General features: G+C 68.8%; 14 protein-coding genes. 10 read left to right on the plus strand and 4 right to left on the minus strand.

Features of this window, described 5'->3' with window-relative positions; translation table 11 throughout:
- Nucleotides 1-97 precede the first annotated feature (97 nt).
- Nucleotides 98-1,480 carry an RICIN domain-containing protein gene (locus tag C6361_RS00100; protein ID WP_107266307.1) on the plus strand — a complete coding sequence of 461 codons (1,383 nt, stop codon included), beginning with the start codon at nucleotides 98-100 and terminating at the stop codon, nucleotides 1,478-1,480.
- A 90-nt stretch (nucleotides 1,481-1,570) separates the two neighbouring features.
- Here C6361_RS00100 and C6361_RS00105 read toward each other — a convergent pair whose 3' ends face one another.
- Nucleotides 1,571-2,317 carry a FadR/GntR family transcriptional regulator gene (locus C6361_RS00105; RefSeq protein WP_234359222.1) on the minus strand — a complete coding sequence of 249 codons (747 nt, stop codon included), beginning with the start codon at nucleotides 2,315-2,317 and terminating at the stop codon, nucleotides 1,571-1,573.
- A gap of 183 nt (nucleotides 2,318-2,500) precedes the next feature.
- Between C6361_RS00105 and C6361_RS00110 the strand changes: the two genes are divergently transcribed.
- The 9 genes from C6361_RS00110 (at nucleotide 2,501) to C6361_RS00160 (ending at nucleotide 15,814) form a co-directional block, all read left to right on the plus strand.
- Nucleotides 2,501-3,766, plus strand: coding sequence for an ABC transporter substrate-binding protein (locus tag C6361_RS00110; RefSeq protein WP_107266309.1), 1,266 nt, complete (start codon nucleotides 2,501-2,503; stop codon nucleotides 3,764-3,766).
- Between the two features lie 5 nt (nucleotides 3,767-3,771).
- Nucleotides 3,772-4,746 (plus strand): carbohydrate ABC transporter permease, encoded by a 975-nt coding sequence (locus tag C6361_RS00115; RefSeq protein ID WP_199853176.1) that lies wholly within the window; start codon nucleotides 3,772-3,774, stop codon nucleotides 4,744-4,746.
- Nucleotides 4,743-5,570, plus strand: a complete 828-nt coding sequence (locus C6361_RS00120; RefSeq protein WP_107266310.1) for a carbohydrate ABC transporter permease — start codon at nucleotides 4,743-4,745, stop codon at nucleotides 5,568-5,570. The genes C6361_RS00115 and C6361_RS00120 overlap by 4 nt, the downstream gene beginning before the upstream one ends.
- A gap of 34 nt (nucleotides 5,571-5,604) precedes the next feature.
- Nucleotides 5,605-6,795, plus strand: a complete 1,191-nt coding sequence (locus C6361_RS00125; protein ID WP_234359223.1) for a mandelate racemase/muconate lactonizing enzyme family protein — start codon at nucleotides 5,605-5,607, stop codon at nucleotides 6,793-6,795.
- Nucleotides 6,796-6,985: 190 nt separating this feature from the next.
- A complete protein-coding gene (locus tag C6361_RS00130; RefSeq protein ID WP_107266312.1) occupies nucleotides 6,986-8,011 on the plus strand; it encodes a zinc-binding dehydrogenase in 1,026 nt (341 codons plus the stop codon).
- Entirely contained in the window at nucleotides 8,008-8,769 is a 762-nt protein-coding gene (locus C6361_RS00135; protein WP_107266313.1) for an SDR family oxidoreductase, read from the plus strand. Before C6361_RS00130 ends, C6361_RS00135 begins: the two co-directional genes overlap by 4 nt.
- Before the next feature lie 1,088 nt (nucleotides 8,770-9,857).
- Complete coding sequence (locus C6361_RS00150) at nucleotides 9,858-12,251, plus strand: RICIN domain-containing protein (protein ID WP_107266314.1); 2,394 nt, start codon at nucleotides 9,858-9,860, stop codon at nucleotides 12,249-12,251.
- A gap of 438 nt (nucleotides 12,252-12,689) precedes the next feature.
- Complete coding sequence (locus tag C6361_RS00155) at nucleotides 12,690-14,174, plus strand: endo-1,4-beta-xylanase (RefSeq protein WP_107266315.1); 1,485 nt, start codon at nucleotides 12,690-12,692, stop codon at nucleotides 14,172-14,174.
- Between the two features lie 305 nt (nucleotides 14,175-14,479).
- Nucleotides 14,480-15,814, plus strand: a complete 1,335-nt coding sequence (locus C6361_RS00160) for a glycoside hydrolase family 43 protein (protein WP_199853177.1) — start codon at nucleotides 14,480-14,482, stop codon at nucleotides 15,812-15,814.
- A gap of 135 nt (nucleotides 15,815-15,949) precedes the next feature.
- On the opposite strand, the gene C6361_RS36765 is transcribed toward C6361_RS00160, so the two are convergent.
- The 3 genes from C6361_RS36765 to C6361_RS00170 all read right to left on the minus strand — a co-directional run bounded on the left by C6361_RS36765 (nucleotide 15,950) and on the right by C6361_RS00170 (nucleotide 18,066).
- Complete coding sequence (locus C6361_RS36765) at nucleotides 15,950-16,114, minus strand: hypothetical protein (protein WP_159079088.1); 165 nt, start codon at nucleotides 16,112-16,114, stop codon at nucleotides 15,950-15,952.
- 105 nt (nucleotides 16,115-16,219) lie between these two features.
- Nucleotides 16,220-17,098: a carbohydrate ABC transporter permease gene (locus C6361_RS00165; protein WP_107266317.1), complete on the minus strand. Its 879-nt coding sequence runs from the start codon at nucleotides 17,096-17,098 to the stop codon at nucleotides 16,220-16,222.
- On the minus strand, nucleotides 17,095-18,066 hold the full coding sequence (locus tag C6361_RS00170; RefSeq protein ID WP_369931062.1) for a carbohydrate ABC transporter permease: 972 nt from the start codon (nucleotides 18,064-18,066) through the stop codon (nucleotides 17,095-17,097). The genes C6361_RS00165 and C6361_RS00170 overlap by 4 nt, the downstream gene beginning before the upstream one ends.
- Between the last annotated feature and the right edge of the window lie 47 nt (nucleotides 18,067-18,113).

The following is an 18,113-nucleotide window of genomic DNA, read 5'->3' on the forward strand; positions in this document are numbered from 1 at the left end:
AGTCGTTTTACGTATGAGGATGTGAGCGCTAACTTCAACACCCTCGGGCGTACGCGTCCGTTCTGCTCGCCTGCGCCCCGACCGAAGGAGCGGAATCATGAAGGCCACCGGTGCGGCTCGTCCCGCCTCTGCTCAGAGACATCGCTGGCGGTCAGGGCTGGCCGTCGCGGCGGCGGCGGTCGTCGCGGCCGGCACGCTGGTGGCGGTGACCGTCGCGCCCGCGTCGGCGGCGACGGTGGACACCAACGCCTGGTACGTCCTGGTGAACAGGAACAGCGGCAAGGCGCTGGACCTGTACGCCTCGGCCACCAACGACGGCGCCCGGATCAGCCAGTGGACCCGGAACAACGGCGCGAACCAGCAGTGGCAGTTCGTGGACTCGGGCGGCGGCTACTACCGACTGAAGTCCCGACACTCCGGCAAGGTGCTCGACGTGCACAACCGGTCGACCGCCGACGGCGGCGCTATCGTGCAGTGGTCCGACCTCAACGCGACGAACCAGCAGTTCCGGCTCGCCGACTCCGACTCCGGACACCTGCGGTTGATCAGCCGGCACAGCGGCAAGGTCGTCGAGGTGCAGGGTGCGTCCTCGGCGAACGGCGGGAACGTCGTGCAGTACTCCGACTGGAACGGCACGAACCAGCAGTGGCAACTCGCCCGGGTCGACGGCGGCAACCCGCCGACGGGTGGCACCGGCTGCGGCAGGGCCCCGACGCTGTCCAGCGGCACGCACACGATCCAGAGCAACGGCAAGAGCCGCTCCTTCATCCTGCGGATCCCGGCCAACTACAACAACACCAACCCGTACCGGTTGATCTTCGCCTTCCACTGGCGGGGTGGCACCATGCAGGAGATCTCCTCGGGCGGCACCAGCGGGGCGGCCTGGTCCTACTACGGCCAGCAGGAGCAGTCGAACAACAGCGCGATCCTGGTCGCGCCGCAGGGGCTCGGCAACGGCTGGGGCAATTCCGGCGGCGAGGACGTGACCTTCGTCGACGACATGATCCAGCGAATCGAGGGTGATCTCTGCGTCAACCCGAGGCAGCGCTTCGCCCTCGGTTTCAGTTGGGGCGGCGGGATGAGCTATGCGCTCGCCTGCGCGCGGGCGACCGTGTTCCGGGCCGTCGCGGTCATCGCCGGGGCCCAGATCAGCGGATGTGGCGGCGGTACGCAGCCGATCGCGTACTTCGGGTTGCACGGCATCTCGGACAACGTCCTCAACATCTCGCAGGGCCGGTCGCTGCGGGACACGTTCGTCCGCAACAACGGTTGCACCGCCCAGAGTCCGCCGGAGCCGGGGGCGGGCAGCCGGACGCACGTCACCACGAGCTACTCGGGCTGTCGGTCCGGCTACCCGGTGCAGTGGGCCGCGTTCGACAACGGTCACATGCCCGGGCCGGTGGACGGGAGCTACGCCGAGAGCGGGATCACCACCTGGACCAAGGGTGAGATCTGGCGGTTCTTCGCGCAGTTCTCCTGAGACAGGTCGGACGATCGGACGGGCGGGTTCGTGGCGAGCAGGGGTGCCGGCACCCGTTGTGGGCCAGGAGCCCGTCCTTCCGGCGGTATGTCACCGCTGGAGACGACTGGGGCTGGCCGTTCCGCTGCGGCGGACGAGCCAGGCCTCGGTGATGTGGGTGAACATCGCCTCCGCGGCGCCGTCCGGATCGTGGGCGGCGATGCGTTCGTGGATGCGCCGGTGCCCCCGGTTGGACGCCACGCACAGCGACCGTTCGGTCCGGCCCATGTACCGGGCCGTGTTGACGACCTGACTCTCCAGCGCCCGTACGACACCGCGGGCGATGCGGTTGCCGGACGCCTGCATGATCGTGTCGTGGAAGGCGCGGTCGTGCTCGTGATAGGCGACGGTGTCGTCGACGAGTTCGTCCATCCGCTTGACCAGCGCGCCCAACCGCTCGATCGTCTCCTGGTCGGCCAGCCGGGCGGCGACGTTCGCCATGTCGGACTCCAGCACCCGGCGGGTGACGACGAGGTCGTCGAGGATGGCGAGGCTGTCGTCCTCGGCGATGGTGGCCGCGAGTACGAGTTCGTCGAGCATGTCCCATGACGACTGCGGGGTGACCATGGTGCCGGCGCCCTGGCGGACCTGCACCAACCCCTTCTCCTGAAGGATCTTGACCGCCTCCCGGACGACGGTCCGGCTCACGGAGAAGGTCTCGCAGAGCACCGGCTCGGGCGGAAGCGACGTCCCGGACGGGTGCGTTCCCCGGACGATCCGCTCCACCAGTTCAGCGGTGACGGCCCGGGCGAGGTTGGCCGGTCGGCGTGCCCAGGCCGGGGGCGCTGAAGCATTCAAGGCGGTTTCCTGCGATGGCGTCATGTCCCCCTCCGGGTGGCCCACCGCGCCGGTAGCCCGGTGCCCGAGCGCCAGTGTACGGGTGGACCGTTGACGACAGACATCATACGAGTTACGTTTCCGCGCAAAGATGATGCCTGGACGGTCGGTGCGCCGACCACCCAACTTCAAAGGGTGACAACGATGAAACAACGAGCAAAGTGGTCGGCCGTCCTCGTTGTGGGACTGGCGCTGGCCGGCTGTGGAAGTGCCACCGGCTCGGACTCCTCGCCGGGCGGTTCGGAGGGCAAACTCGTGGTGTGGGACTGGAAGTCCGGTGAGCCCTCCGCCGCACCCTACATCGAGAAGGCGAAGGCGGAATTCGCGAAGAAGCATCCGGGCGTGACGGTCGAGTTCGTCGCCCAGCCCTTCGACCAGTACTACACGCTGCTCGGTGCGGCGATCCAGTCCGGCAAGGGTCCGGACGTCATCCTGTTCAACGGGGGCGGTCAGATTCGTGACCGGGTGGACGCGCTGGTGCCGCTGGACGAGTACGTCGCCGAGGACAGGCAGCGGCTGGCCGGCTGGGAGGCGTTCACCGCAGAAGGCAGGATCTACGCGGGTCCGGTCACGCTCCAGGGCCACCCCATCTACTACAACAAGGCGCTCTACCGGAAGGCCGGGTTGGATCCGGCGAGCCCGGCCACCACATGGAGCGAGTTCGTCGCCGACTGCGCCGCCATCGCCAAGGCCGGTGCCAAGTGCTTCGCCCTCGGCAACAAGGAGGGTGTCGGGATCCAGTTCTGGCTGTCGGGGCTGGCGTCGGGCATCCTCACCGCCCAGGAGTACGACAACTGGATCGCCGGCAAGCGCGACTGGAGCTCGGCGAACGTCAAGCGGGTCTTCCAACTCTGGAAGGAGGCCGGCGACGCGGGTCTGAACAACGACGGGGCCAACTCGACCGCGATGTTCAACGACTCCTTCGCGCTCTTCCAGTCCGGCAAGGCCGCCCATGTGATCGGGCTGATGTCGGACGTGGGGCACTGGAAGGACTTCACCGAGTTCCTGACGACCGACGAACTCGGTGTCATGGACGCTCCGGTCGTCACCGCCGGGACCACCCCGAGCCTGCCCTACGACGGCGGTATCGGTTACGGGGTCGCCCGGTGGACCAAGGACCCGAAGGTGGCCGCCGACCTGGTACGGGCGCTGACCTCGACCGACGCGCTGAAGGCCTTCTACGCCGACGCCGGCGCGATCGCCGCCGACACCACGATCGACGTGTCGCAGGGCGGTCCGGCGGTCGCCACGATCGTCTCCGAGCTCAAGGGCGGCAAGCCGGCCCTACACGTGGCGCTCTCCTCGAGGACGCTGGATCTGATGGGTCGGCTCTCCCAGCAGTTGCTCAGTGGCTCGATCACCGTCGACGAGGTGGTGAAGCAGCTGGCCGCTTCCGACCAGGCGGGTTGAACCCCGTGCCGATCGGAGATGTGCAGCCGTCCGTCCGACCGGCCCGCGCCGGTCGGACCGACGGGGCCGCGGGGTCCGCCATCCGCCGTCCCAGCGCCCGATCCCGGCGCACCGGCGTACGGGCCGAGCGCTTCGCCCCGTACGTCCTGGTGGCCCCGGCAGTCCTGATCATCGTGCTGCTGCGGCTCTACCCGCTGCTGCTCGGGGTCAACTTCTCCTTCACCGGCGACGGTGAGCGGAACGGGGTGGCGGTCGGCCTCGACAACTACCTGGAGCTGTTCCGCGATCCGCTGTTCCGGACCGCGCTGGGCAACGTGGGGCTGCTGGTGCTGCTGCTTCCGGTGGCGGTGGCGATCCCCGGCCTGCTCGCGACGTTCATCTACCTCCGGGTGCCCGGTCACCGGCTCTACCGCGGCGTCTACTTCTTCCCCGCGGTGCTCTCGCCGGTCATCGTCGGCGCGATCTTCAACCTTCTGCTCGCCTTCGACGGCCCGCTCAACGCCGTTCTCGGGTCGGTCGGCGTCGGTCCGGTGGACTGGCTCGGGGACCCGGACGTCGCGATGTTCGTGGTGGTCGGCGTGCATGTCTGGGCGACCTTCGGAATGGCCCTGGTGGTGTTCCTCGCCGGGTTCGCCACCCTGGACGCCGCGCTGCTGGACGCGGCCCGGGTGGACGGGGCGTCGCTACCTCAGGTGATCTGGCACGTGATCGTCCCAGCGCTGTCGCGCACCATCCAGTTCGTCTTCGTGACCACGATGATCGGGATGCTGACCTCCATGTTCGGCCTGCTCTACGTCATGACGAACGGTGGTCCCGAGGGGTCGACGTACCTGCCGGAGTACTACATCTGGATCCAGCAGGGACAGCTGAGCCGCCCGGCCCTGGCGTCGGCCGCGTCGACGGTGCTCTTCGTGATCATGCTCGTCGTCGGGTTACTCCAGATCACGCTGCTCAGGCGGGCGGGGAGGGAAGACCGATGACTCGGATCCGTCTGGGCCGGTGGCTGGTCGTCATCCCGATGGCGCTGCTCGCGCTCGCGACGATCTACCCCCTGCTCTTCACCGCCAACGTCGCGATGAAGACCCGGCGTGACTACATCCTCGACCGGTTCTCCCTGACCGACGCCCTGCGCTGGGAGAACATCGGCACGGCGTGGAGCAGCGTCGGCATGGGCCGGTACTTCGTCAACTCCCTGCTCGTGGTGACGTCGTCGGTGGTCCTGCTGCTGCTCTTCGGCTCGATGGCCGGTTTCGCCCTGAGCCGGTTGCGGTTCCGGGGTTCGAGGGCGCTCTTCCTCGGCTGCCTCGCGGGACTCTTCGTGCCATTCCAGGTGATCATGGTGCCGCTCGCCCGGATCATGGCGGACAACGGTCTCATCGACACCTACCCCGGGCTGATCCTCGTCTACGTGGCCCAGTTCCTGCCCTTCACCGTCTTCCTGATGACGAGCTACTACCGAGCCATCCCGACCGAGATCATCGACGCGGCCCGCATCGACGGCAACAGCGTCTACGGGGTGTACCGCCGGATCATGCTGCCGTTGGGCAGTCCGGCGTTGCTGTCGGTCGGCATCCTCGACGCCCTGTTCTGCTGGAACGACGTCCTCATGTCGCTGGTGATGATGCCCTCGGCCGACCACCGCACCCTCATGGTCGGCGTGACCTCGTTGCGGGGCCAGTACTCCGACGACATCCCCACCTTCGCCTCCGGGGTCCTGATAGCCGCTCTTCCCGTCCTGGTGGTCTACCTGTTCCTCCAGCGCCAGATCGCCGACGGCGTCGCCGCCGGTTCCACGAAGGGCTGACATGCGGATCACTGGATATCGGACACTCACCACGGTGCAGGAATGGGGACGGCCCGTCGGTGACGCCAACGGTGTCTTCGCCGACGGGGTGGTTCCGGTGTCGGTCGTCATCGTCGAGACCGACGAGGGCATCTCGGGGGTCGGCATCGGGCCGCACGTGGAGATCGAGCGGATCTTCGCGGCCATCGACGGCGAAGACCCGCGCGCCGTGACGACCCTCTACGACCGCATGCTGCGGCACACCTTCAAGGCGGGGCACGCCGGCCCGGTGTTCGGCACCATCGGCGCACTCGACACCGCGCTGTGGGACATCAAGGCACAGGCGGCCGGCGAGCCACTGTGGCGGTTGTTGGGCGGACGCGACCGCCGGGTCCCCGCCTACGCATCCGGCCTGGACATCGGGCTGTCCGACGACGAACTCGTCTCGACCTACGAGGTCTACGCCCGGTACGGTCTGCGGGCCGCCAAGCTCAAGGGCGGCCTCGACATCGAGCGCGACCGGCATCGCCTCTGCCTGGTCAGGGACGTACTGACCGAGGCCGGGCACGGGTTGCGGCCGGGCCTGATGCTCGACGTGAACGAGGCATGGACCCGCAAGCAGGCCGTCCGACACGTCTGCGAACTCGAACGCACCCTCGACCTCATCTGGATCGAGGAGCCGGTCCGGCGCTGGGACGCCGAGGGTCTCGCCACCGTCGGTCGGGGAATCCGCGCGTCGGTCGCGACCGGGGAGAATCTCACCGGACTGGAGCAGTACCGGCCACTGATCGCCGCCGGTGCCGTCGACATCCTGCAGATGGCCGCCGTCTGGGGGGTCACCCATTTCCTGCGGGCATCCGCCCTGGCCCACGGTCATGACCTGCCGGTCAGCCCGATCGGTAACAGCCCGGTCGGGCTGCTGCACGCCGCGACCTCGGTGCCGAACCACCTGACCAGCGAGTTGCAGGACCTGACGCCACCGGTCGGCATCTCCGTCGACATGCACGTCGAGGACGGTGCCTTCGTGCTCGGTGACTCGCCCGGTCTGGGAGTCCGGGTCGACGAGGACCGGATCCGGGCGACCACCCAGCACCCGCAGGCGCAGACCTCCGAGGGCCCCAACGTCCGGCCGGAGCGGGCCGGCCGGCGACTGCTGGCCGGGGTCGACGGCGTCGCTCCGGTACGGCGGTTCTCCGGCGCACCGCTGCACTCCCACAACGACGTGTCGCCCACCGCACGCCATTGACCCAGACCGCCTCTGCGCACCGAAACGACATCCGGGTGCCCTCCTCGCACAGACGGTCCAGACGTACCACGGCCCTCGCCAGGCTCCTGGCCGCCGGAGCAGGACGTCGTGGCTGCTCCGCCACGGCGGTGTACCCACGGTCGCGCCCGGCCGGGCGGAACGACGTACCGACCACCGAGACGGAGGATCGATGAAGGCAGTCGTCTACCGGGGGGCGCGGCACCTCGGGGTCGAGGAACGTGACCCGGAACCACCCGGTCCCGGTCAGCTGCGGATCGCGGTGGCCTACACCGGGATCTGCGGCACCGACCTGCACATCTACCACGGGGACATGGATGCCCGGGTCGGCGCCTCGGCGATCATCGGGCACGAGATGTCCGGTCGGATCGCGGCCGTCGGGGCGGAGGTCACCGGCTGGTCCGTCGGCCAGGCCGTCACCGTGATGCCGACCCGGTCGTGCGGCGAGTGCGCCGCCTGCCGGCGCGGCAACTCCCACGTCTGCCACGCCATGGACTTCCTCGGCATCGACTCACCGGGCGCCATGCAGTCGTCCTGGAACGTCCCGGCGGACCTGGTCCTGCCGCTCCCCGACGACCTGCCGCTCGACCACGCGGCGCTCGTCGAACCGGTCGCGGTCGCGGTGCACGACGTCCGGCGGGGAAACGTGACCGCCGACGACCAGGTGGTCGTGATCGGGGGCGGGCCGATCGGGGTTCTCATCGCCACGGTCGCGAAGGGCCGCGGCGCACGGGTGCTCCTCGTCGAGCCGGACCCGTTCCGGCGGGCCGCCGTGGGCGGGATGGGGATCGAGGCCCTCGACCCCGGGACGGCCGACGTGGTGACGCTGGTGAACGACCGCACCGACGGCGCGGGTGCCGACGTCGCGTTCGAGGTCTCCGGCTCAGCGGCCGGCGTCGCCACCGCGGTCGACGTGCTGACCACCCGCGGCCGGCTGGTGATGGTGGCGATCCACCCCCGGCCCCGGGAGGTCAACCTGCACCGGTTCTTCTGGCGCGAACTGGAGCTGCTCGGCGCCCGCCTGTACCAGCGGGACGACATGGCGGAGGCGATCCGGTTGGTCGCGTCCGGCGCGATCCCGGTCGGGCAACTTATCTCCCGGGTCGAGCCCGTCGAAGCAGTGCATGCCGCGTTCTCGGCCTTGGAGGGCGGCGGCGTGCTGAAGGTACTGCTCGACTGGCGGGAGGACGACCGGTGACCGACCTGTTCGACCTCTCCGGCCGGACCGCGGTGGTGACCGGCGCCCGGCGTGGCATCGGCCTGGCCATGGCCGAGGCCCTGGCCGTGGCCGGTGCCGACGTCGTCGGCGTCTCCGCCGAGTTGGAACCGGTCGGAAGCGAGGTGGAACACCGGGTACACGCCGCCGGCCGCCGGTTCACCGCGCTGCGGGCCGACCTCGCCGACCGGGCCGCCGTGCACCGGTTGGCCCGGGACCTCACCGCGCTCGGGCCGATCGACATTCTGGTGAACAACGGCGGCACGATCGCCCGTACCCCGGCCGCCGAGCACCCCGACGAGATGTGGGACCACGTCATCGAGGTGAACCTGAGCAGCCAGTTCGTGCTGAGCCGGGAGATCGGCCGGACCATGGTCGAACGCGGCCGAGGGAAGGTCATCTTCACCGCGTCGCTACTGAGTTTCCAGGGCGGCATCACCGTGCCTGGTTACGCCGCGTCGAAGGCCGGCCTGGCCGGGCTGACCAAGGCGCTGGCGAACGAGTGGGCATCCCGTGGGGTGAACGTCAACGCCATCGCACCCGGTTACATCGCCACCGACAACACCCGGGCGTTGCGCGACGACCCCGATCGCGACCGGGCCATCCTCGCCCGCATCCCGGCGGGCCGGTGGGGCCGTGCCGACGACATCGGCGGCGCCACGGTGTTCCTGGCATCGGCGGCGTCGGACTACGTCAACGGGATCGTGCTGCCCGTCGACGGAGGCTGGCTGGGCCGATGACGGGCAAGCAGGCGCCCGGACGCCCCCCAGGGTCGTCGACGCGCACCACCATCTCCGGGTCCGGGCACGGCGTCCGCAGCCCTGGGCGACCCGGCGGCCGTAGCGGCCCGCTCGCGGCGCCGCCCGGCCAGGGTGGCCGGACCGCCCTGGGCGGCCGACGTCCCCGTCGGGACCGGCGCCGTTGTCCCGGACACCGGTCCCGACCGGACCGTCACCGGCCGCTCGGGCAGCCGCGGTCGGCGCCACGCCAGGGTGAACCGCCACTGCTGGTTGGTGCTGTTCTGGCAGGTCCACTGCAACAGCCGGGCGCCGTCGGCGGTGGCGGCGCCGTTGACGCCTCGCAGTGCCCGCTGAGCACGCTTTTCACCGTGTACACCCCGGACGTCCCGGTCGGGGTGGCGGTGAACGTCTGCTGGCTGCCGTTGTTGCAGGTGGCCTGCTGGAGGAAGGCCCTGGCGCGGTGGAGCCGGCGGTCACCTCGACACACTTGCCGCTGTGAACATCGAGGAGGCCGACCCGTACTCCGCGCTCGCCCTGGCCGGCTCGTACATCAAGCATGTGCAGGTCAGCGGCACCAACCGAGGTGCTCCCGGTGCGGACCATCTCGACTGGCCCCGCTTCTTCGCCGCGTTGGACGCCACCGGTTACCGGGGCGCCGGTCTGCATCGAGTCGTTCACCGCCGCGAACGAGACCATCACCACCGCCGCGTCGATCTGGCGTCCGCTCGCCCCGTCACAGGATCGGCTGGCCCAGGACGGATTGACCTGTCTCCGGCGGATCCTCCCCTGAGGCGTCGGCTCTCGCGATCGATCCGATCGTGTTCGGCAGGATCCGGCGTACGGCCACCCGGGACGGCCGGCCCGGGTGGCCGATCGATTCTTGCAAATACATCATTCGTATGATGAACTTTTCGTAGTCGAGTCATCGGTGCCGCCGCCGCAGCGCCGCAGGTTCGTTCCGGCGTGACCCCCCAGAGCGCGCCCGCTGCCGGCCCGCGCTCAGCGCCGGCAACCGCGCGGCGTCGACAGTCACATCGGGATCATCGGCACACCACACCACACCACCCCATCCAGGCAAGGAGACCCCCGTGTCCGTACCCCCAGTTCCCGCTGCCCGGCGGCGGGTGCTGCTCGGAGCCGCCGTGGCGGCGTTGACCGCCGTGGCCACCGCGGCAGTGGTGGCCACCTCGACCGCCCCGGCGCTCGCGGCGACCACCACCCTCTACGCCGCCCCCTCGGGCAGCGGCACCGAGTGCACCGCCGCCGCGCCGTGTTCGGTGGCCGGTGCGCAGACCGCGGTCCGCTCCCGCGTCGGCTCGATGTCCGGCGACATCGTCGTCCAGTTGACCGACGGGGTCTACCGGCTCACCTCCCCGCTCCGGCTGACGGCCGCCGACTCCGGCACGAACGGTTACCGGGTGATGTGGCAGGCCGCCCCGTCGGCCCGTCCGGTGATCAGCGGTGCCCGGGCCGTCACCGGCTGGTCCCTCGTCGACTCCGGCAGGAACATCTGGCGGGCCAACGTCGGAGCCGGGCTCGACAGCCGGCAGCTCTACGTCGACGGCGCCATCGCCACCCGGGCCCGCACCCAGGTCAACCGGGCCGACTTCACCGCGGACAGCACCGGGATGAGGTTCACCAACAGCGCCCTGGGCTACCTGAACAACCTGGCCGACGAGAGCCGGATCCAGGTGGAGAGCGTGGGCTCGTTCACCGACCGCTACGTCTCGGTGCAGAGCATCAACGGCAACCTGATCACGATGCAGCAGCCAGGTTGGAGCAACAACAACTTCGGGTACGACACCTTCACCAGCCCGCACCGGGCAGGTCCGCTCTACCTCAGCAACGCGTACGAGTTCCTCGACGCCCCGGGGGAGTGGTACCTCGACCCGTCGACCGGCGCCCTGTCCTACATCCCGCTCGGCGGCCAGAACATGGGCAACGTCAGTGTGGAACTGCCGATACTCCAGTCCCTGGTGAACCTCGGCGGCAGCTACGCCGCACCCGCGCACCACCTCACCTTCAGCGGGATCACCTTCACCGGCACCAGCTGGCTCGGGCCCAGCGGCAACCAGGGCTATGCGGACCAGCAGACCGGTGCCTACATCGCGGGCAACTGGAGTTGGCCCAGCTTCACCTCCTGCCACAACGGCTGCCCGCAGTTCGAGGCCGCCCGGCCGAACTGGTTCCAGTCGCCCGCCGCCGTGCAGATTTCCGCCGCCAACAACGTCACCTTCACCGACTCGCGGTTCGTCAACCTGGGGCAGACGGCGATCGGCATCGGCAACGACGTCAGCGCCCACGCCAGCGGGGTCGGCCTCGGCGCCAGCAACATCACCATCACCAGGTCCGAGATCGCTCGCAACTCGGCCGGCGGCATCATCGTCGGCGGCGTGCGCGCGGACGCGCACCACCCCAGCGACCAGCGGATGGTCAACCGGGACATCACCATCAGCAACAACCGGCTGCACGATCTCGGTGTGGAGCACCGGGGCATCGTGTCGGTGCTGACCACCTACGTCACCAACGCCACCGTCTCGTACAACGAGGTCTACAACATGCCGTACACCGGGCTGTCGATGGGGTACGGGTGGGGTGCCAACGACGCAGGTGGAAGCAACCACTACGCCGACCGGGGGCTGTACAACTACCAGCCGCGGTACTCGACGCCGACGACCGCGTCGAACAACAGGCTCGTCGGCAACTACGTGCACGACGTGATGCAGCAGATGAACGACGGCGGATGCGTCTACACGCTGTCGGCGAACCAGGGCGGTTTGATCAGCGACAACTACTGCCTGCGGACCAACGGCTACTTCGGGATCTACTTCGACGAGGGCTCCCGGTACTGGACCGCCCGGAACAACGTCTTCGCGGACACCGGCACCTGGGCCACCGCGAACTACTGGTTCGCCGAGAACATGGGCAACTTCACCGTCACCAACAACTGGTCGACCAACGGCAGTACCAACGTCACCAACGGCGACCGGGGCAACGTCGTCTCCGGCAATGTCACGGTGACCGGCGGCAACTGGCCCGCAGGCGCCCAGGCCGTGATGGTGGCCGCCGGGCCGCAGAGCGGCGGTGGTCAGCAGAACGTGCAGATCGTCGGGGGTCAGTCCGGCCGCTGCCTCGAGATCGGCGGGTCGAGTACCACCAACGGCACCCAGGCGCAGCTCTGGGACTGCTCCGGCGGGACGAACCAGCGGTGGACGTACACCTCGGGACGGCAACTGACCGTGTACGGCAACAAGTGCCTCGACGCCTCCGGCCAGGGCGCCACCAACGGCACCCTGGCGATCATCTGGGACTGCAACGGCCAGGCCAACCAGCAGTGGAACGTCAACGCGAACGGCACCATCACCGGCGTGCAGTCCGGGCTGTGCCTCGACGCGAGTGGCCAGGGCACCGCGAACGGCACGAAGGTCCACCTCTGGGCCTGCCACGGTGGCACCAACCAGCAGTGGAACGTGAACAGCTGACCTCGGGCGTGGGAGGGGCCCGGCGCGGTTCGGCACCGGACTGATCCGGTGGCCGAGTCGGTGAGCAGTTCGGGACCATCCGTCGCCGGTCTCCATAACAAAAAGCTGCCGTGGTTCTGCGCCTTGGCTATTTCCTGCCGTCTAGAAAAGTGTTATCGACCGCGTTCGTCGAAAGTCGGCAGGGCGGAGTGCGTCCTGCTCGTCGGATTCCGCCGGGTGTCCGCGCGGATACCCCTTGAAAGGCGCCGAAGCGATCTGGCAATCTTCGTATGTCGATGTTAGCGTTCTCCTAGGCTACGTGATTACCGTCCTAAGCTGGTGCCGCTCGCATGTTAGCGCTCACAGAGCGGTGCCTGAGTTCAGATGAACGCCGACGGGGGCGCCTTCATTCATAGGGCAGAGGGATCTACCCGATCAGTGTCGAGAGGTTATTGACCCATGAACGAGCGCGAATACCCAACCAGACCTCCCCAGCGCCGGTGGTGGAGCAGAGCGGTTCTGGCGCTGCTGGCGACCGGGCTGCTCGGGGCCGGCATGGCAGTCCAGATCGCCAGTCCCGCCAGCGCCGGCACCACGTTGGGTGCCTCGGCGGCGGAGAAGGGCCGCTACTTCGGCGCCGCCGTCGCGGCAGGCAGGATGGGCGACAACACGTACATGACGATCCTGAACCGCGAGTTCAACAGCGTCACCGCCGAGAACGAGATGAAGTGGGACGCGACCGAGCCGCAGCAGGGTCGGTTCAGCTACACCAACGCGGACAGAATCGTCAACCACGCCCGGTCGCGGGGCATGTCCGTGCGGGGGCACACCCTGTTGTGGCACGCACAGCAACCGGGTTGGGCGCAGGGCATGTCCGGCAGCGCGCTGCGCAACGCGGCGATCAACCACGTCACCCAGGTCGCGAGCTACTACCGAGGGAAGATCCACACCTGGGACGTGGTGAACGAGGCGTTCGCCGACGGCGGCGGTGGCGGGCGGCGGGACTCGAACCTGCAACGTACCGGCAACGACTGGATCGAGGCCGCCTTCCGGGCCGCCGACGCCGCCGACCCGGGCGCCAGGCTCTGCTACAACGACTACAACACCGACGGGATCAACGCGAAGTCGACCGGCATCTACAACATGGTGCGCGACTTCAAGGCGCGCGGCGTGCCGATCGACTGCGTCGGGTTCCAGTCGCACCTGAGCAACTCGGTGCCCGGTGACTACCAGGCCAACCTGCAACGCTTCGCCGACCTCGGGGTCGACGTGCAGATCACCGAGCTGGACATCTCCGGCGCCAACCAGGCGAGCGTCTACGGCACCGTCACCCGCGCCTGCCTCGCCGTCGCCCGCTGCACCGGCATCACGGTCTGGGGCATCCGCGACACCGACTCCTGGCGTACCGGGCAGAACCCGCTGCTCTTCGACGGCAACGGCAACAAGAAGCCCGCCTACGACGCGGTGCTCACCGCCCTCAACAGCGGCAGCGTCCCCAACCCGGGGCAGGTCGACACGACGGCGTGGTACGTGCTGGTCAACCGCAACAGCGGCAGGGCACTGGACGTGTACAACTCGGCAACGAACGACGGGGCGCGGATCACCCAGTGGGCGCGCAACGACGGCGCGTGGCAGCAGTGGCAGTTCGTGGACTCCGGTGGAGGCTACTACCGGCTGAGGTCCCGGCACTCGGGCAAGGTGCTCGACGTCGCCAACGCGTCCACCGCGGATGGTGCCGCAGTGGTGCAGTGGACAGATCACAACGGGACGAACCAGCAGTTCCGACCCACCGACCCGGCGGGCGGCTACACCCGCCTGATCAACCGCAACAGCGGCAAGGCCCTGGAGGTGCAGGGCGCGGATGCCAACGACGGCGGAAACGTCGTGCAGTACACCGACTGGGGCGGCAACAACCAGCAATGGCAACTCGTACGCGTCGGATAGGCGGTGCGGCCAGACGGGCACATGGCCGGCAAGCCTCGCAGCCCGTACGGCAACTCCGGTAGCCGACCTGCACCGGGCAGAGCCGGGGCGCGGTCTCCAGGCACGGCGGCAGCGGCATCAACGCCGACATGTCGCTGCCGCCGTGACCTGGGAGGGCCGGCGCGGAGAGGGCAAGCTCCGCGCCGGCCCGGTCGGCTACCACCTCATGCGAACTGATTGTTCTCAATGCGATCGTCAGCCCCGAGGAGATGAGAATGAGGTCGGAAACTTCTATCCGTGCGGCGGGTAGCCGCGGCGTGGCCCTGATGTCCGCGCTGCTGTGTCTCGCGGTGCTGCTGCCGGGACCGGCCCGGGCGGACAACCCCATCGTGCAGACCATCTACACGGCCGATCCGGCCCCGCTGGTGCACGACGGCCGGGTGTACCTCTACACCGGTCACGACGAGGACGGCTCAACCTACTTCACCATGCGCGAGTGGCGGGTCTGGTCCTCGGCCGACATGGTGAACTGGACCGACCACGGCTCTCCGATGAGCCTGGCCACCTTCAGCTGGGCCAGCGCCGACGCGTGGGCCGGGCACACCATCTTCCGCAACGGCAAGTTCTACTGGTACGTGCCGGTCAAGAACCGGGCGACCGGCCGGATGGCCATCGGGGTCGGTGTGTCGGAGAGTCCCACCGGACCGTTCCGGGACGCGCTCGGTCGTCCACTCGTGGAGAACGGGGAGATCGACCCGGCCGCCTTCATCGACGACAACGGGCAGGCGTACCTGTACTGGGGCAACCCCAATCTCTGGTACGTGCGGTTGAACGCCGACATGATCTCGTTCTCCGGCGGTGCGACGCAGATCCCGCTGACCGCGGCGGGATTCGGGGCCCGTAGCGGCAACACGAGCCGGCCGACCCTCTACGAAGAGGCGCCCTGGGTCTACAAGCGGAACGGACTGTACTACAACGTGTTCGCGGCGGAATGCTGCTCGGAGTTCATCGGTTACTCGACGGCCCCCGGGCCGACCGGGCCGTGGACCTACCGTGGCACGGTCATGCCCCGGCAGGGCGGCAGTTTCACCAACCACGCCGGCGTCATCGACTACAACGGCGGCTCGTACTTCTTCTACCACAACGGTGCCCTGCCCGGCGGCGGCGGATTCACCCGATCCGTGGCGGTGGAGAAGTTCAACTACAACGCCGACGGCACGATCCCGACGATCAACATGACCACGACGGGCGCTCCGCAGGTCGGCACCCTGAACCCCTATGTCCGGCAGGAGGCCGAGACGATCGCCTGGGCGACCGGTGTGGAGACCGAGCCGGCCAGCGGAGGGGGCATGAACGTCGGCTGGATCGAGAACGCGGACTGGATCAAGGTCAAGGGCGTGGCCTTCGGTGCCGGCGCCGGCTCCTTCAGTGCCCGAGTGGCCTCGGGGACCAGCGGTGGCCGCATCGAGGTGCGGCTGGGTGGCGCCAACGGCACCCTCGTGGGCACCTGCACCGTGCCGGGTAGCGGGGGCTGGCAGACCTGGACGACCGTCACCTGCCCGGTAAGCGGCGCCGCCGGCACCCACGACCTGTACCTGCGGTTCGCCGGCGGCAGCGGTTACCTGCTCAACGTCGACTGGTGGCAGTTCCAGCCACGGTAGTGAGTTGGCGCCGACCACGGCAGCGCGGACGACAACAACCTTACCCGTACCGTGGCGGCTGGGGAGGTCGTCGTCGCCGCAGCCACGGCGGCTGCGGCAGGACGAGATCCCACGGCCGGCCCACGGCGGGCCAGGTTACCGGGTCCGCAGGGCCCCGATCAGTACCGGCACCCCGAGGAGCAACGGCATCGTGGCCACCCCGAGCGCTGCCAGGGTGGCGAGCGTGGCGAGTATCGCCATCCCGAGCGCCACGTCACCGATGAGGTGCGCCAGCGCCCGCCACGGCCACGCCGACCGCACGAGCCGCAGCGGCGGCGCATCGCCGTTGACTGGTACCGCGCTGAGGCGGTCGCTGTGCTCGCGGCGCAGGCCGCGAAGTGACCGGGGCCCCCGAGACGGCGCGCGTCAGCCTTTGAACGCACCTTCCATGATCCCCTGCACCAGGCGTCGCCCGACAAAGACGAAGAGCACCAACAGTGGCAGCGTGGCCAGGAACGAGCCCGACATGGCCAGGCCCAGGTCGATGTCCCGGCTGTTCTGCAGCGCCTTGATGGCGATCTGCACGGTGTACCGCTCCGGGGACTTCAACACGATGAACGGCCACAGGAAGTCGTTCCAGGCGTTGACGAACCCGAACAGTCCCAGGACGAATGCCGCCGGGCGGACCAGCGGGAACACGATGCGCCAGAAGATCTGCCAGGTCGTCGCGCCGTCCACCCGGGCGGCGTGCAACAGGTCGTCGTCGATGGTGCCGCTCATGTGCTGGCGCATCCAGAAGATGCCGAAGGCGCTCACCAGCCCGGGGACGATCAGGGCCTGCAAGGTGTCCACCCAGCCAAGCTCCGACATGATGAGGTACTGCGGAATGACCGCCAGTTGGGCCGGCACGGTCATCGTCAGCACGACGATGAGGAACAGCGTGTTGCGGCCCGGGAAATGCAGCTTGGCGAAGGCGAAGCCGGCGAGCGCGCAGAGCACCGCCTGGCCCACGCCGATCGTGGTGGAGACGACAAGGCTGTTGACGAGTGCCTGGACGAACGGCACGGTGTCGAAGACCAGGTTCGCCAGGTACAGGAAGTTGCCGCCGGGCAGGACGTGCGGTGGGAGGCTCGTCGCGGTGGCGGAGTCTGTCGTGGACACCACGAACATCCAGTAGAGCGGGAACGCGCTGAAGAACACCATGGCGCCGAGCACCGCGTACACGATGAACGGGACCTGGTTGACACGGCGTCGGCGGCGCGGTGCCCGCCCGGTGGTCGACGAGGACGCGGGTGCGAGATTCATGGACGCTCCGAGCGGATCCGGGTGACCAGCAGGTAGTTGATCGCAGCGACGATCACGACCATGACGAAGAGCGCGACGGCGACGGCGGATCCGTAGCCGAAGTGGAACCGGCCGAATCCCTGCTCGTAGAGGAAGAGGGTGAGGGTCTGGCACTGCCGTGCCGCTCCGCAGGTAAGTCCACCCACCGGGTTGACCAGCAGTGGCTCGGTGAAGGTCTGTAGCCCGCCGATCGTCGACGTGACGACGGTGAATACGATGATCGGCCGCAGGGCTGGGATGGTGATGTGCCGGAACTGCTGCCAGCCGTTGGCGCCGTCCACCGCGGCGGCCTCGAACAGCTCGCGGGGTACGGCCTGGAGCGAGGCGAGATACAGCAAGGTGTTGTAGCCGGTCCACCGCCAGGCGACCATCGCGGCGATCATGAGGTGGCTGCCCCACACCGACGCCGTGAAGTCGACGTGCTCGAAGCCCAGCAGTTCGAGGAACCAGTTGAGCATGCCGTAGTCGCGGTCGAAGAGTTGGGCGAAGACGATGGTCGTCGCCGCCACCGAGGTGATGTAGGGGACAAGCACCGACATCCGGAACAACGTGGCCGCCCGCAGCCGTACGTGGTTGAGCAGGTGCGCCACGCCGAGCGCAAGCAGCAACTGCGGAACCGTCGACAGCACCCAGATGCTGAACGTGTTGCGCATCGCGCCCCAGAACCGGGGGTCGTCACCGAGCTGGGCGAAGTTGGCCAGCCCCACAAAATGCCGCTCGCCGATGGGGTCCCAGTCGAACAGGGCGACGTAGAACGTGAACAGCAGCGGGAGGAGGCCGAAGACGAAGAAGAGTAGGAAGAACGGCGCCACATAGGCGTAGGGCGCCAGTCGCTCGCGCAAGCCCTGCTGGACATGCCGATACCGGGTGGGCCCTGGAGTGGCCTCCGTGGCCGTGGCCGGGCTGAGCGTGGTGGTCACTGCGGTCACCTTCCCGACGAGCGGCGGTCGGCTCGGTGCCGACCGCCGCGCACCAG

This window comes from Plantactinospora sp. BC1, assembly GCF_003030345.1.
In the GTDB taxonomy this organism is placed as follows: Bacteria; Actinomycetota; Actinomycetes; order Mycobacteriales; family Micromonosporaceae; genus Plantactinospora.

Coding starts and splice junctions, on each gene's coding strand:
- C6361_RS00100 (WP_107266307.1), top strand. CDS start 98: ATGAAGGCCACCGGTGCGGCTCGTCCCGCCTCTGCTCAGAGACATCGC.
- C6361_RS00110 (WP_107266309.1), top strand. CDS start 2,501: ATGAAACAACGAGCAAAGTGGTCGGCCGTCCTCGTTGTGGGACTGGCG.
- C6361_RS00120 (WP_107266310.1), top strand. CDS start 4,743: ATGACTCGGATCCGTCTGGGCCGGTGGCTGGTCGTCATCCCGATGGCG.
- C6361_RS00130 (WP_107266312.1), top strand. CDS start 6,986: ATGAAGGCAGTCGTCTACCGGGGGGCGCGGCACCTCGGGGTCGAGGAA.
- C6361_RS00155 (WP_107266315.1), top strand. CDS start 12,690: ATGAACGAGCGCGAATACCCAACCAGACCTCCCCAGCGCCGGTGGTGG.
- C6361_RS00160 (WP_199853177.1), top strand. CDS start 14,480: ATGTCCGCGCTGCTGTGTCTCGCGGTGCTGCTGCCGGGACCGGCCCGG.
- C6361_RS00165 (WP_107266317.1), bottom strand. CDS start 17,098: ATGAATCTCGCACCCGCGTCCTCGTCGACCACCGGGCGGGCACCGCGC.